General features: G+C 40.2%; 13 protein-coding genes. 9 read left to right on the top strand and 4 right to left on the bottom strand.

What is annotated here, in order from left to right; translation table 11 throughout:
* Positions 1 to 185: 185 nt before the first annotated feature.
* A complete protein-coding gene (gene lrp / locus C9J51_RS06475) occupies positions 186 to 680 on the bottom strand; it encodes a leucine-responsive transcriptional regulator Lrp (protein WP_005368765.1) in 495 nt (164 codons plus the stop codon).
* Between the two features lie 648 nt (positions 681 to 1328).
* Between lrp and trxB the strand changes: the two genes are divergently transcribed.
* The 6 genes from trxB (at position 1329) to infA (ending at position 7866) form a co-directional block, all read left to right on the top strand.
* The gene (gene trxB, locus C9J51_RS06480; protein ID WP_045035826.1) at positions 1329 to 2294 is read left to right on the top strand and encodes a thioredoxin-disulfide reductase; all 966 of its coding nucleotides are present in this window, start codon (positions 1329 to 1331) and stop codon (positions 2292 to 2294) included.
* A 110-nt stretch (positions 2295 to 2404) separates the two neighbouring features.
* Entirely contained in the window at positions 2405 to 4177 is a 1773-nt protein-coding gene (gene cydD, locus C9J51_RS06485; RefSeq protein WP_045040320.1) for a heme ABC transporter permease/ATP-binding protein CydD, read from the top strand.
* Positions 4170 to 5894, top strand: coding sequence for a heme ABC transporter ATP-binding protein/permease CydC (gene cydC, locus C9J51_RS06490; protein WP_045035824.1), 1725 nt, complete (start codon positions 4170 to 4172; stop codon positions 5892 to 5894). Before cydD ends, cydC begins: the two co-directional genes overlap by 8 nt.
* A gap of 127 nt (positions 5895 to 6021) precedes the next feature.
* Positions 6022 to 6726 carry a leucyl/phenylalanyl-tRNA--protein transferase gene (aat, locus tag C9J51_RS06495; protein ID WP_045040321.1) on the top strand — a complete coding sequence of 235 codons (705 nt, stop codon included), beginning with the start codon at positions 6022 to 6024 and terminating at the stop codon, positions 6724 to 6726.
* Between the two features lie 11 nt (positions 6727 to 6737).
* A complete protein-coding gene (locus C9J51_RS06500; protein ID WP_045040322.1) occupies positions 6738 to 7430 on the top strand; it encodes an arginyltransferase in 693 nt (230 codons plus the stop codon).
* A 217-nt stretch (positions 7431 to 7647) separates the two neighbouring features.
* On the top strand, positions 7648 to 7866 hold the full coding sequence (gene infA / locus C9J51_RS06505) for a translation initiation factor IF-1 (protein ID WP_045035821.1): 219 nt from the start codon (positions 7648 to 7650) through the stop codon (positions 7864 to 7866).
* A 160-nt stretch (positions 7867 to 8026) separates the two neighbouring features.
* On the opposite strand, the gene clpA is transcribed toward infA, so the two are convergent.
* Both clpA and clpS read right to left on the bottom strand, forming a co-directional pair.
* Positions 8027 to 10297 carry an ATP-dependent Clp protease ATP-binding subunit ClpA gene (clpA, locus tag C9J51_RS06510; RefSeq protein WP_045040323.1) on the bottom strand — a complete coding sequence of 757 codons (2271 nt, stop codon included), beginning with the start codon at positions 10295 to 10297 and terminating at the stop codon, positions 8027 to 8029.
* A 47-nt stretch (positions 10298 to 10344) separates the two neighbouring features.
* A complete protein-coding gene (gene clpS, locus C9J51_RS06515) occupies positions 10345 to 10665 on the bottom strand; it encodes an ATP-dependent Clp protease adapter ClpS (RefSeq protein WP_045035819.1) in 321 nt (106 codons plus the stop codon).
* Positions 10666 to 10884: 219 nt separating this feature from the next.
* Here clpS and cspD point away from each other — a divergent pair, with 219 nt between their 5' ends.
* Entirely contained in the window at positions 10885 to 11106 is a 222-nt protein-coding gene (gene cspD / locus C9J51_RS06520) for a cold shock domain-containing protein CspD (protein ID WP_045035818.1), read from the top strand.
* Between the two features lie 524 nt (positions 11107 to 11630).
* On the opposite strand, the gene icd is transcribed toward cspD, so the two are convergent.
* Positions 11631 to 12884: an NADP-dependent isocitrate dehydrogenase gene (gene icd / locus C9J51_RS06525; protein ID WP_045040324.1), complete on the bottom strand. Its 1254-nt coding sequence runs from the start codon at positions 12882 to 12884 to the stop codon at positions 11631 to 11633.
* Between the two features lie 143 nt (positions 12885 to 13027).
* Between icd and C9J51_RS06530 the strand changes: the two genes are divergently transcribed.
* Positions 13028 to 13678: a pseudouridine synthase gene (locus C9J51_RS06530; protein WP_045040325.1), complete on the top strand. Its 651-nt coding sequence runs from the start codon at positions 13028 to 13030 to the stop codon at positions 13676 to 13678.
* A gap of 360 nt (positions 13679 to 14038) precedes the next feature.
* Positions 14039 to 15154, top strand: a complete 1116-nt coding sequence (mnmA, locus tag C9J51_RS06535; RefSeq protein ID WP_045040326.1) for a tRNA 2-thiouridine(34) synthase MnmA — start codon at positions 14039 to 14041, stop codon at positions 15152 to 15154.
* Positions 15155 to 15158: the final 4 nt, after the last annotated feature.

Below are 15158 nucleotides of genomic sequence, written 5' to 3' on the forward strand. Positions count from 1 at the left end.
AGTCGTTACCTATTTTAGACGGTCAGTCACCAAATAAATTCATCATTGTGTCAATTTGTAGATCCATTTGGATGATTAATCATCAATTGTTATTTTTATAACCTATAAACAAAGACACCCTGAATAACAATCACGTCATTCAGGGTGTCTATTTTTCAAACTTAGCTCGATGTAAACACAATTTTTTATCGGGTTTTAATAACCAAGTTATTGCTTTGCTTAACTTCTTCCATAACAACATAAGTGCGGGTATCGTTAACACCAGGAAGACGTAGCAAGGTTTCACCAAGCAATTTACGGTAAGCCGACATATCTGATACACGTGTTTTCAACAAATAGTCAAAATCACCAGAAACTAAATGACATTCTTGAATATCTTCTAGCTCTTGTACCGATTTATTAAACTGCTCAAAAACATCTGGCGCACCACGATTAAGTGTTATTTCAACAAACACTAATAATGATGCATCAAGAAACTGTGGATTCAATAGTGCAGTATAACCACTGATATAGCCTTGACGCTCTAATCGACGCACACGCTCTAAACAGGGCGTCGGTGATAAACCAACTCGCTTAGAAAGCTCGACGTTTGAAATTCGACCATCTTTTTGAAGTTCATTCAAAATGTTACGGTCTATGCGATCCAATTCCTTGGATGGTTTCTTTTTGGTATCTACCATTTTTATTCCACCTTCTCACTTCCTTGCAAAAAAATATACTACATCTTATCTATTTTTAGAATCAAATACTCTAATAGTCAAACAATCAGTGATAAATATCAGACGATCATGCTCTTTAGTTAAAAATAACTACATTTTATTTCATGTCTTATGGCCTATAGCCAGCCTTACAATATCCAACGATTTTATTAAAAGCAGTTCATCAAAAACAAATATTTAACTATGTTGTACCAAAACAAAACGGATTATCAAAGTAAATTAATCACATCACTACAAATACATTAACATAACAGAACAAATACGTGTTGTTAGCGTCTCTCTAGCTATTACTGTCATCGTTATACAATCATTGACCTAAAAATTAAAATGACGGTTATTGGATGTTTTTCTTAATAAAATTTGTGCTAGATCAAAAAAACACGATCTGACTTTTCACATTTAGATCTTCAAAAAAAACAACTCTTACGGTATTTTTATGGAAAATTTGATACCTATTTTTTGTCGATATTGAAACGGTATTCAGCGTTTGTCTGCCGAATTCAATGACGTGAACAAATCATTGATTGTCTTACATCCTCTTCCTTTACGACTGCAATTTACCTACAATCAGTCTTCCATAATAATAATATTATTCAGCCTGGAGAAAAAATGAGTAACGTAAAACATTGTGAACTACTCATCCTTGGTTCTGGCCCTGCTGGCTATACAGCAGCTGTTTATGCGGCGCGTGCTAACCTCTCGCCAGTAATGATCACGGGTATGCAGCAAGGTGGTCAACTTACTACCACCACTGAAATCGAAAACTGGCCGGGTGATGCCGATGAGCTAACGGGCCCTGCATTAATGGATCGCATGAAAGCCCATGCAGAGAAATTTGATACTGAAATTATCACTGACTTTATTAGCGAAACAGATTTCAGCCAACGCCCTTTCCGATTAAAAGGCGAAAACAGTGAATATACCTGTGATGCGCTTATTATCTCAACAGGTGCGTCTGCAAAATACATTGGTTTAGACTCTGAAGAAGCCTTTAAAGGTCGTGGCGTATCTGCTTGCGCAACTTGTGATGGTTTCTTCTACCGTAATCAAAAAGTTGCCGTTATCGGTGGTGGTAACACCGCTGTTGAAGAAGCGTTATATCTGTCAAACATTGCCGCAGAAGTTCACCTTGTTCACCGTCGCGATAGCTTCCGTTCTGAGAAAATCTTAATCAATCGTCTGATGGACAAAGTCGCCAATGGCAACATCATTTTGCACACAGACCGCACGCTTGATGAAGTCTTAGGTGACGACATGGGAGTAACAGGTTTACGTCTTAAAGACACCCAATCAGGTGCGACAGAAGAACTTGATGTAATGGGGGTATTTATTGCGATTGGCCACCAGCCAAATACTGCTATTTTCAATGGTCAACTTGATATGGAAAATGGCTATATTAAAGTTCAATCAGGTATTCACGGTAATGCCACTCAAACCAGTGTTGAAGGTGTTTTTGCGGCGGGCGATGTAATGGATCATAGTTACCGTCAAGCGATTACCTCAGCGGGAACTGGCTGTATGGCCGCATTGGATGCAGAGCGTTATTTAGACGCACTTGCAGACCAAAATAAGTAACATCAAGCCACTGTTTAGACAGCAGCTTTTTTCCTTACAGTAACATTGCTCTCAACGCATGTTACTGTAAGAGCGACTTACCATAAAGACTGTAATGAAACCTTATTTATATGGATAAACAATTACAACGCGATTTGACCAAATGGTTAAAATCCCAAAGTAAACTCGCCAAACATTGGATGATGTTCAGTATTGGCTTAGGGTTTATTTCGGGATTATTGCTTATCGGGCAAGCGGCTTTATTAGCCAATATTCTGCATCAACTGATTATGGAGCATACGGATAAATACCAGCTTGTTAATCAGTTTGTTGGCCTTATTGTTATCATTGGTTTACGTGCATTATGTAGCTGGGGACGAGAAGTTTGTGGTTACCGTTGCGGGGAACAAATTCGACTCCACATTCGCCAATTAATTCTCAACCGCTTACAAAATCTAGGTCCTGCTTATATCAAGGGTAAACCAGCTGGCGTATGGGCAAGTTTAGTGCTTGAGCAAGTTGAAGAAATGCAAGATTTCTTTGCGCGCTACTTACCACAAATGTCACTGGCGGTATTAATTCCGGTGGTTATTTTAGTGGTGGTATTCCCACTTAACTGGGCAGCAGGCTTAATCTTCCTTATTACTGCACCGTTAGTCCCATTTTTTATGGCATTAGTCGGGTTAGGTGCAGCAGATGCTAACCGTCGTAACTTTAAAGCGTTACAACGTTTATCTGGTCACTTCTATGACCGTTTACAAGGTTTATCAACCCTACGATTATTTAATCGCGTTGATGCTGAAGCTGAAAATCTAGATGCGGCTTCACATGTATTACGTAAACGCACCATGGAAGTGCTGCGATTAGCCTTTTTATCGTCAGCAGTATTAGAATTCTTCTCGGCAATTTCTGTTGCCATTGTTGCAGTCTATTTTGGTTTTGCTTTCATCGGCGAACTGAACTTTGGTAACTATGGTGTACCTCTTTCACTATTTACAGGTTTATTTGTATTAGTGCTCGCACCTGAGTTTTATCAACCACTGCGTGATCTTGGTACTTTCTACCATGCTAAAGCGCAAGCCATCGGCGCAGCTGAATCGATTGTTGAATTTTTAAATATTGAAGCAGATGAAATGAGTAACGGTGACACACCATTACCCACCCCTGATGCGATTCATATAACAGTGACCGATCTCGAAGTACTAAGCCCTGAAGGTAAAATACTGGCAGGCCCACTGAGTTTTACCATTAATACCAATGAACATGTGGCGTTAATTGGTCCAAGCGGCGCGGGTAAAACCAGTTTACTCAATGCCCTACTCGGCTTTTTACCTTATCGTGGCAGTATCAAAATAAACGATGTTGAACTGAACGAACTTAAACATGATCAATGGCGTCAAGCGATCAGTTGGGTCGGTCAAAATCCATTATTAGTTCATGGTACGGTGCGCGATAATATTACGCTCGGTAATCCAAGTGCTACGAATAACGACATCGAACAAGTCACTCGCCAAGCCTACGCTGATGAATTTATCCAACGTCTTGAAAAAGGCTATGAACACCATGTAGGTGATCGTTCGGGTGGTTTATCGGTCGGCCAAGCACAACGTATTGCCGTTGCTCGTGCAATGCTACAAAACGGCGCATTCTGGTTACTTGATGAACCCACTGCAAGTCTTGATGCTAACAGTGAACGCTTAGTATTAGAAAGTTTAGCGTTAGCCGTCACCAATCGTACTACATTAATGGTGAGTCACCGCTTAGATCAACTTCATGCTATGGACCGTATTCTGGTTATGGATAACGGTAAATTAGTTCAAAACGGTGCCTTTGATGCTATTCGTCATCAAGGTTTATTCGCTGACATGCTCACATCTACTGATAAGAGGGATCTCGATGCGTGATTTAATCCCTTACCTTAAACTCTACCGTAAACACTGGTTTGGTTTAACCTTAGGCATGATTTTAGGCTTATTAACATTACTATCTGCAATTAGTCTATTAACGCTATCTGGTTGGTTTATTGCCGCCTCTGCGGTAGCAGGCTTAACACTGATTGGTAGCCAAACCTTTAATTACATGGTACCCGGTGCTGGCGTGCGTGGTTTTTCTATGGCGCGTACAGCGGGACGTTGGGGGGAACGCGTTGTAAGCCATAATGCGACCTTTAAATTATTGGCTGATTTACGGTTATTCTTTTTCCGTAAACTGACACCACTGATCCCCGGTCGTCATGCTAATTTACGTGATGCCGACTTACTCAATCGCTTAGTGGCTGATGTTGATGCGATGGATCACGTCTATCTGCGTTTAGTTAGCCCACTGATTATCGGTGTGTTAGGCATTGTTATTGTGACTGGCTTTTTGGCTTGGTTTGATCCCACCATTGGTTTTACCCTTGGTGGCATCTTATTGGCATTAATGATTATTTTACCGATTGTTTTTTACCGTTTAGGTAAGCGCAATGGTGAAACATTAACTCACGCTAAAGCAAACTATCGCATTACATTATTAGATTGGATTCAAGGTCACGCTGAATTATTGCTGTTTAATGCAGAAGAACGTTACCGTCAACAAGCAGAAGCAGAGCAAGATAAATTGCTTGATGCTCAGCGGAAAATGGCAGGGTTAACGGGTATTGCTAACGGTCTATTAATGGCGGCAACGGGCTGGACATTGGTCGTCATCCTGTGGATTGCAGCCAACGGTATTGCAGGTCATGCACCGGATCCTTTTGTCGCAATGGTGGCTTTTACTACCATGGCAAGTTTTGAAATGATGATGCCAGTCGCGGGTGCGTTCCAGTATTTAGGCCAAACATTAGCATCAGCTAAACGCCTTAATGAGATTATTGAAGCAACCCCAGACACGGTGTTTGATCCTCAAGGTTATAACGCAGTAGCCCATGGTGATATTTGTTTTAATGACATCAGCTACACCTATTATGGCAGTGATAAACCCGTTGTTAAGCACTTATCACTGGATATTAAGCAAGGTGAAAAACTAGCCTTACTTGGCCGTACGGGTTGTGGTAAATCAACCTTATTACAATTGCTAACCCGTAGCTGGGATCCGCAACAAGGATCAATTTCCATTGATGGTGTACCACTGCCAACATGGAGCGAACCAGCATTACGTAACGCAATCACGGTTGTTAGCCAGCGAGTCGATATTTTTAATGGCTCATTGCGTGAAAACTTAGTATTAGCAAAGCCTAACGCGAGTGATCAGCAATTTGTCGAGGTGCTAGATAAAGTCGGTTTAAGTAGTTTGCTTGATGACAATGGTTTAGATACTTGGCTTGGTGATGGCGGACGCCATATTTCAGGGGGTGAACGTCGTCGTATTGGCATTGCACGCGCCCTACTTCATGATGCACCTATCTTATTGTTAGATGAACCAACTGAAGGGCTTGATCGCCGTACTGAACAGCAAATATTGACCTTATTACTTGAGTTTGCCAAAAACAAAACCGTGTTGTTTATTACGCACCGTTTAGTCGGACTTGATAGCATGGATCAAATTTGTTTGATGGATGAAGGTGAGATCATTGAGCGTGGTCAGCATCAACAATTATTGGCACAAAATGGTCGCTATGCTGAATTATGTCACCGTATTTAATCTAGCATTCACCGCCTAAGACAAAGCTAACGTCAATAATCCGTTGTGATTATTGGCGTTTTTTTTATTCATCGTTAAATGTTATATTGCTATTAGTAGCCTTTGACTTGCATATTGTTGATAATAAATGACGATTTATATACCCGAAATTGATCCTTCATCATTACAATTCCCCGATCCAAGTACCGCCCTTGCCGATCCTAATGGACTACTGGCTTTTGGTGGAGATCTTAGCCCACAACGTCTACACCAAGCTTATCGTCACGGCATTTTTCCATGGTACTCACAAGGCGAACCCATTTTATGGTGGAGCCCAACCCCGCGTGGGATCTTTATTCCACAGCAATTTACACCCAGTAAAAGCTTACGCAAATTTATGCGAAAAGTATCTTATACCGTCACTATCAACCATGCCTGTCATGCAGTGATCCGTCAATGTGCTGAGTCTCGTGGCCCTGAACATACTTGGATCACAGAAGAGATGATTAATGCTTATCAAAAATTACATGATATTGGTGAGTGTCACTCAGTAGAAGTATGGCAAGATCAACAGTTAGTGGGTGGCTTTTACGGGATTGCTGTGGGGCGTGTTTTTTGTGGCGAGTCAATGTTCTCCCTTGCGGATAACGCCTCAAAAATTGCGTTATGGTATTTTTGTCATCATTTTTCAAGCCACGGGGGCACTCTCATTGATTGCCAAATGATGAATCCCCATCTAGCCTCTTTAGGTGCGCGTGAATTAAACCGTTCTGCTTTTCTAACGCAATTGCATCAACAACGAGATAGTGCATTACCTACTGCCTGTTATCACCCTCAAACTTTAGTGTTATAAACGAATTAATGATGAAAGAATTATCCTTACAACTAGGTCTAACACCTGAAAGTGACTGTAATTACTTGCCACAACAACGTGACCAACTTGGTATTGTAATGGATCAACCATGGCTAAATCCAAATGGCTATGATCTATTAATTAGTTCAGGTTACCGTCGTAGTGGCAGTGTTATTTATAAGCCAATGTGTAAAAACTGTAATGCTTGTACGCCATTACGAATTAACTGCACTGAATTTACACCATCAAAAAGCCAGAAACGGCAACAAAACCAACTTAAAAAACTACAATGGGAATTTAAAGAAGAATTAGATCCTAATTGGTTTGAGCTTTATGAGCGTTACATTAATACGCGTCATACTAACGGTTCAATGTTTCCCGCCAATAAAAAACAGTTTTTTGATTTTGTTACAGCACCGTGGATGAATATTGCATTTTTACATCTTTATCAAGATAATCAATTAATTGCGATTGCTGTTACTGATGTATTCCCTGATTCACTCAGTGCGGTATATAGTTTTTTTGAACCCGATCATAAATTATCATTAGGCACATTATGTGTTCTACTGCAAATTGAAGTTTGCCACCAAACACAGCGTCAATGGCTATATCCTGGTTACCAAATAGACCAATGTCGTGAGATGAACTACAAAATTCGCTTCATGCCCCATGAAAAATTAATCAATGGCGAATGGATCGGTTAATTATTAGAAAAAAAACAAAGCGGTCAAAATAGCCGCAATAACGACTTATTTACATCACCTTTTGTTAATTAGCTGAGAAAAAATGGATTAATCGCGAACAAAAGCTGACAAAAACAGCTAGCAAGGGTAAAATTACGTCCTAAACTTTACACTCAAACAGTTTCAAGGCATTATCCAGCCCGATCAAGATGAATGGCTGGTAGCCTAAGAGGATTCAATGGCAAAAGAAGACGTAATTGAAATGGCTGGTACTGTACAAGATACACTACCAAATACTATGTTCCGTGTTGAGCTGGAAAACGGTCACGTTGTTACTGCTCACATCTCTGGTAAGATGCGTAAAAACTACATCCGTATCCTTACTGGTGACAAAGTAACAGTGGAACTGACGCCTTACGACCTAACTAAAGGCCGCATCGTCTTCCGTGCACGTTAATCTTTCTCTAAAAGATTAGTGCTGCAAATAAAACCCAGCCTATTTGCTGGGTTTTATTTTAACGGATAATGATAACAGGTTGTCATAACATAAAAACGCCGCAGATAGTGGATACTATCTACGGCGTTTTTGTTTATCGCAATAAAGTTAAAACAACACTTTAATGTGCGGCTTCCATTTCACTACTGAATTGGAAATCTAGTTCACCATTGATGTAATCAACGCGAACCGAACCACCATTAACTAATGAACCAAATAGCAATTCATTGGCAAGTGGCTTTTTAAGCTTCTCTTGAATCACTCGTGCCATTGGACGAGCACCCATCGCCTTATCATAGCCTTTATCTGACATCCACTCACGTGCACGCTCAGAGACTTCCATTGATACACCACGCGCATCTAACTGTGCTTGTAGTTCGACAATGAACTTATCAACCACTTGGCCAATAATGTCTTTTTCTAGATGGTTGAACCAAATAATATTATCAAGACGGTTACGGAATTCTGGTGTAAATACGCGTTTAATTTCCGCCATTGCATCATGACTATGATCTTGTTGAATCAGACCAATCGATTTACGTACTGTTTCAGTCACACCCGCATTGGTTGTCATCACAAAAATAACATTACGGAAATCAGCCTTACGACCATTATTATCCGTCAGCGTACCGTTATCCATTATTTGTAATAATAAATTAAATACATCAGGATGTGCTTTTTCAATTTCATCAAGCAGAACCACAGAATGAGGGTTTTTAATCACGGCATCCGTTAATAAACCACCTTGGTCATAACCCACATAACCAGGAGGTGCACCGATTAAACGACTCACTGTATGACGTTCCATGTACTCAGACATATCAAAACGTAAAAGCTCAATACCCATCGTACGCGCTAACTGTACCGTTACTTCTGTTTTACCAACACCTGTTGGGCCAGCAAATAAGAATGAACCAACGGGTTTATTATCAGCACTTAACCCAGCACGACTTAGCTTGATCGCTTCTGTTAATACATCAATCGCACTATCTTGGCCAAAGACTAACATTTTCAATCTTTTATCAAGGCTTTGCAGTACATCACGATCACTGCTTGAAATTGATTTCTCAGGAATACGCGCCATTCTAGCGATCATGGCTTCAATATCAGCAACATTGACCGTTTTTTTACGACGACTGGCAGGTGCTAAACGACAACGTGCACCCGCTTCATCAATAACATCAATCGCCTTATCGGGTAAATGACGTTCATTAATGTATTTTGCAGATAACTCAACCGCAGCACGAATCGCTTTATTGGTAAAACGAACTTCATGGTGAGCTTCATATTTTGATTTCAAGCCCATCAAAATTTTAGTGGTATCATCCAGTGATGGTTCAACCACATCAATTTTTTGGAAACGACGCGACAATGCACGCTCTTTCTCAAAAATATTGCTGTATTCTTGATAGGTTGTTGAGCCCATGCAACGAAGCTTACCACTACTTAATAATGGCTTGAGTAAATTAGCCGCATCCACTTGACCACCAGATGCTGCACCCGCGCCAATAATGGTATGGATTTCATCAATAAATAAAATCGCATGTTCTTCTTTTTCAAGCTGCTTTAAAATACCTTTAAAACGCTTCTCAAAATCACCACGGTACTTAGTACCCGCTAATAATGAACCAATATCAAGCGAATAAATTACACAGTCTTGAATAATCTCAGGCACTTGCCCTTCAACAATTCGCCATGCAAGGCCTTCAGCAATAGCCGTTTTACCGACGCCCGCTTCACCCACTAATAGCGGATTATTTTTACGACGACGGCAAAGCACTTGTACAGTACGCTCAAGCTCTTTATCTCGACCAATAAGAGGATCAATACCACCCGCTTTCGCTAATTGATTAAGATTGGTAGCAAAATTCTCAAGTTTATCTTCAGAACTGCCTTGCTCAGTGCGTTGTTCTTCGTTATTACCAATCTCTGATGGATTTACGTCATCATTATCACTGCCTTTAACAGTGCCATGAGAAATAAAATTCACCACATCAAGACGACTAATATCACTTTTCTTTAGTAAGTATGCCGCATGTGACTCTTGCTCACTAAAAATCGCAACCAATACATTTGCGCCAGTCACTTCGTTGCGCCCAGAAGACTGGACATGAAATACTGCACGTTGTAACACCCGCTGAAAACTCAATGTAGGCTGGGTCTCTCGGCTCTCGTCATCCACTGGAATTAAGGGTGTTGTTTGTTCAATAAAAGAATCTAGCTCTTTACGCAGCAGCTCAAGATCAGCGCGACACGCTAATAATGCTTCTTGTGTGGCTACGTTATCTAACAGTGCCATCAATAAATGTTCTACCGTCATAAACTCATGACGCTTTTCCCTTGCTCGTGCAAATGCACCATTCAGGCTTGCTTCAAGTTCTTTATTTAGCATAAGGCACCTCCCCTAAAAACCACTCAATATGGCGTGCCGGAAAAAGATTATGCTTTTTCCATCGTACACAACAACGGGTGTTCATTTTCCCGTGCGTACATCATTACTTGCGCAACTTTCGTCTCTGCTACTTCGGCGGTGAAAGTGCCACAAATGGCTTTACCTTCGTAATGCACTGCAAGCATCAACTGAGAAGCTTTCTCCAGATCCATGGAAAAAAATGTTTGTAACACATCAATCACAAAATCCATCGGTGTATAGTCATCATTATTTAACACTACTTTATACATCGATGGCGGCTTAACTTGGACGTCTTCTTTGTCTAATACATCAGATTCAGGATTCATCCATTCGTATAACTTACTCATAGTTTTATCTTAGTTCATTAATTCGTGAGCTGGCTATAGCCAAGTTAATAAAGATTTTATCAAAATGTTACAAACAATACTTGACTGACTAGTTTATTTTACTACATTGTAAATCATAGTAGATATAATCTGCATCAAAATCGCATTAGTATGCAATCAAAATTTACTCTATGAGCAACTAATGTCAAATGGAACTTGAATGCAAAAAGGATGTAAAGCATGGCAACAGGTACAGTGAAATGGTTCAATAACGCCAAAGGATTTGGCTTCATCTGCCCCGAAGAAGGTGAAGACGATATTTTCGCTCACTATTCAACAATTCAGATGGATGGCTATCGAACACTTAAAGCTGGTCAGCAAGTGAACTACGACGTTCAAACTGGCCCTAAAGGTTACCATGCAAGCGCTATAACTCCCGCACAAGGCGATGAAGTTAACTAAGCGGATTCAGTATTAATTGCACACTAAGGGGTGAGTTAGCTCACCTTTTATTTGTTAACTCGAAACCCACTTTCTAGTAACTAGTACAATATACTAATTACACATCGACTTCGACAGTGATCTGTTGTTATTAATACTCTGTGTCTTTTTTTATACTGAAAAATCCAACGCAAGCCTAAAATCAAGGCTTATTATTTATCTTGGTCATTGAATAATAAACGCATAAAGATAAGCAATTAACACTTGCGCTACAAACAACGAAAAAACATCAAACCACGCAACAAAAAACACACATTAATACGGTGTTATTTCTATCCTATGCCAATTCCCGTTAACTGCCTATACTCGCAAAGTTCTCTTTTTCTCTGTTTGAGAGTTAGCGCACGAGAGTATGATATATTTAATTACGTTGCCAACAGCCTATATACATAACACGCAACACTCTCTCATTTTCTACATAAAATTACCGTTATAAAAAAGCCCAGCAAACGCTGAGCTTTAAGGTGTTTGTTTTATATTACAGATTACATCTGTTCAATCATATCATCAGCAAATTGTGAACACTTACGTAAATTAGCACCTTCCATTAAGCGCTCAAAATCATAGGTGACCGTCTTATTACTGATCGCCGCTTCCATTGAACTAATAATCAAATCAGCCGCTTCTGTCCAGCCCATGTGACGTAACATCATTTCAGCAGAAAGAATTAATGAACCTGGGTTAACTTTATCTTGGCCTGCATACTTAGGTGCTGTGCCATGAGTGGCTTCAAACAATGCCACGCCATCGCCAATATTTGCACCCGGTGCAATACCAATACCACCAACTTGTGCTGCTAAAGCATCGGAAATGTAATCACCATTAAGATTCATAGTGGCAATAACATCATATTCTTCTGGGCGCAGTAAAATCTGCTGTAAGAAAGCATCTGCAATGCAATCTTTAATGACGATCTCTTTGCCCGTCTTTGGATTCTTCAACGTCATCCAAGGACCGCCATCCAATAATTCAGCACCGAATTCGGTTAGCGCAACATCGTAACCCCAATCTTTAAACGCACCTTCGGTAAACTTCATGATGTTACCTTTATGCACTAAAGTTAACGAATCACGATCATTATCAATGGTATATTGAATCGCAGCACGCATTAAACGTTTAGTACCCGCTTCTGATACAGGTTTAATGCCGATACCACATTGTTGTGGAAAACGAATCTTAGTGGCACCCATTTCTTGCTGTAAAAACTGAATCACTTTATCAGCTTCAGGTGTACCCGCTTGATATTCAACACCCGCATAAATATCTTCTGAATTTTCACGGTAAATAACCATATCCGTTAACTCAGGGCGTTTAACTGGGCTTGGCACACCATCAAAATAACGAACAGGGCGAACACAAATATAAAGATCAAGCTCTTGACGCAATGCCACGTTAAGAGAGCGAATACCACCACCAACAGGGGTTGTTAGTGGACCTTTAATGGCAACTTTATATTCACGAATAAAATCAAGCGTTTCTTGTGGAAGCCATGCGTCATCACCATAAACTTGGGTTGATTTCTCACCCGTGTAGATTTCCATCCACTCAATCTTGCGATCACCGGCGTACGCTTTTTTAACCGCAGCATCCACAACTTTAATCATTGCTGGACTTACATCGATCCCGATACCGTCACCTTCGATGTACGGAATAATCGGGGTATTAGGAACAATCAATTTACCTTCAGCATCTACTGTTATTTTCTGACCTGCTGTTGGTACAATTACTTTACTATCCATTTTAAATCTCCTATCGTCCATTTGTTATCATTTTGTAAGAAGCGAGCAAATCATACTTTAAATTTTATCAATACGTCAATTGTGTAATTTTTCACGTATAATAGGGTGGTCTAACTCATCAACTCTTACAACAACGCGTATTTATGAAGCCAAACACCACAAATCGTCAACCTCTTCGTGCCAATAATGAGCGTCGAGCGTCAAGAAAAATAAATAAACCCAAGCGTCCTCGCGGCCCTCAAAAAGTCATTTTATTTAACAAACCTTATAACACTTTGACCCAGTTCTCAGGTGAACCCGGTGACAGCACTTTAGCGGATTTCATTCCAGTAAAAGATGTTTACCCAGCAGGTCGATTGGATAAAGACAGTGAAGGGTTATTAGTACTAACCAATGACGGTATTTTGCAAGCGCGATTGACACAACCACAGTCAAAACAAGCAAAAGTTTATTGGGTGCAAGTTGAAGGAACACCAACAGCAGACGATTTACAGCAATTACGTGATGGGGTGACCTTAAAAGATGGTCCAACATTACCAGCTGGAATTGAAGTTATTGAATCACCACAAATCTGGGATCGTACGCCACCAATTCGTGAACGTAAAAATATTCCAACAACGTGGATCGCAATTACCTTACGTGAAGGTCGCAATCGTCAAGTACGTCGTATGACGGCCCATATTGGTTTTCCAACATTGCGTTTAATTCGTTATCAAATGGCACAATGGACGGTTGCCGATCTTGCGCCTGGCGAATGGAAAGAAATTACCCTTCCAAGTCCAAACCAAGCTTAACTTCGCTCTCATATGATTAGCGCTCTATGTTTAACATCGGAGCGCATTATTCCCATCAACGATGTAAAACGATATTCCTCAACAAAAAACTACACATTTTTAATGACATCCTCTATTATCAAGCCAAATAGCAAACGTTTGCTATTTGGCTTGATAATAGTAGCTGCGAATAAAAAACATTACCTTTTTTATCTATCTATCAGTTTTTAAATACTTTTTTTATTGTTTTTATTCTTGTTTACACTGTCGTTATTATTAATAACAATTTATTGAAGTGTGATTCTGCTCTCGATCTGTTTCAGACGCAGGGTTTCTGTTAGAATTACGCCCTTAACACTAAATTAGCGACAGTAGAGAAATATGTCTGATAACAGCCAAAAGAAAGTCATTGTCGGCATGTCCGGCGGCGTAGATTCATCGGTATCCGCTTACCTGCTCCTTCAACAAGGTTATCAAGTTGAAGGCTTGTTTATGAAAAACTGGGAAGAAGACGATAACGACGAATATTGCTCTGCTGCTGAAGATCTCGCTGATGCACAAGCGGTATGTGACAAACTTGGTATTACGCTGCATACCATTAATTTTGCAGCTGAATACTGGGATAACGTGTTTGAATACTTCCTTGCTGAATATAAAGCAGGTCGTACACCAAACCCAGATATTCTGTGCAACAAAGAAATCAAATTTAAAGCCTTCCTCGAATTTGCTGACGAAGTGCTAGCAGCCGACTATATTGCAATGGGTCACTACACCCGTCGTAGTTTTCCAACAACTGAAGGTGAAAAGCCTCAAATGTTGCGCGGTATTGATAACAACAAAGACCAAAGCTATTTCTTGTACACCTTAGGTCACGAGCAAATTGCACGTAGTTTATTCCCTGTAGGTGAGCTTGAAAAACCGGAAGTACGTCGTATTGCTGAAGAGCAAGGTCTAATTACTGCGAAGAAAAAAGACTCAACAGGTATTTGTTTTATCGGCGAACGTAAATTTACCGAATTTTTAGGTAAATACTTACCCGCTCAGCCAGGTAAAATTGAAGTTGCTGATGATGGTAGCGTCATCGGTGAACACCAAGGCTTGATGTACCACACTTTAGGTCAACGTAAAGGCTTACATATCGGTGGTCAAAAAGGCGGCAATGGTCTTGAAGACGCATGGTATGTTGTTGATAAAGATCTAAAACGTAATGTACTTATTGTTGGTCAAGGTAAAGATCATCCTCGTTTAAAATCAAACGGTTTGATTGCCTCTCAGTTACATTGGGTTGATCGTCAACCTATTCGAGAGACAATGGCATGTACGGTAAAAACACGTTACCGCCAGCAAGATCTTGCTTGTACTATCATCCCAATCGATGATGAAACTATTAAAGTAATTTTTGATGAGCCTCAAATTGCAGTAACACCAGGACAATCAGCCGTGTTCTATAACGGTGAACTCTGCCTTGGTGGCGGCATTATTGAAGAGCGAATTTAAAGGA

The sequence above is a fragment of the Photobacterium iliopiscarium genome, assembly GCF_003026395.1.
Lineage (GTDB): Bacteria > Pseudomonadota > Gammaproteobacteria > Enterobacterales > Vibrionaceae > Photobacterium > Photobacterium iliopiscarium.

Coding starts and splice junctions, on each gene's coding strand:
- lrp (WP_005368765.1), bottom strand. CDS start 680: ATGGTAGATACCAAAAAGAAACCATCCAAGGAATTGGATCGCATAGAC.
- trxB (WP_045035826.1), top strand. CDS start 1,329: ATGAGTAACGTAAAACATTGTGAACTACTCATCCTTGGTTCTGGCCCT.
- cydD (WP_045040320.1), top strand. CDS start 2,405: ATGGATAAACAATTACAACGCGATTTGACCAAATGGTTAAAATCCCAA.
- cydC (WP_045035824.1), top strand. CDS start 4,170: ATGCGTGATTTAATCCCTTACCTTAAACTCTACCGTAAACACTGGTTT.
- aat (WP_045040321.1), top strand. CDS start 6,022: ATGACGATTTATATACCCGAAATTGATCCTTCATCATTACAATTCCCC.
- C9J51_RS06500 (WP_045040322.1), top strand. CDS start 6,738: ATGAAAGAATTATCCTTACAACTAGGTCTAACACCTGAAAGTGACTGT.
- infA (WP_045035821.1), top strand. CDS start 7,648: ATGGCAAAAGAAGACGTAATTGAAATGGCTGGTACTGTACAAGATACA.
- clpA (WP_045040323.1), bottom strand. CDS start 10,297: ATGCTAAATAAAGAACTTGAAGCAAGCCTGAATGGTGCATTTGCACGA.
- clpS (WP_045035819.1), bottom strand. CDS start 10,665: ATGAGTAAGTTATACGAATGGATGAATCCTGAATCTGATGTATTAGAC.
- cspD (WP_045035818.1), top strand. CDS start 10,885: ATGGCAACAGGTACAGTGAAATGGTTCAATAACGCCAAAGGATTTGGC.
- icd (WP_045040324.1), bottom strand. CDS start 12,884: ATGGATAGTAAAGTAATTGTACCAACAGCAGGTCAGAAAATAACAGTA.
- C9J51_RS06530 (WP_045040325.1), top strand. CDS start 13,028: ATGAAGCCAAACACCACAAATCGTCAACCTCTTCGTGCCAATAATGAG.
- mnmA (WP_045040326.1), top strand. CDS start 14,039: ATGTCTGATAACAGCCAAAAGAAAGTCATTGTCGGCATGTCCGGCGGC.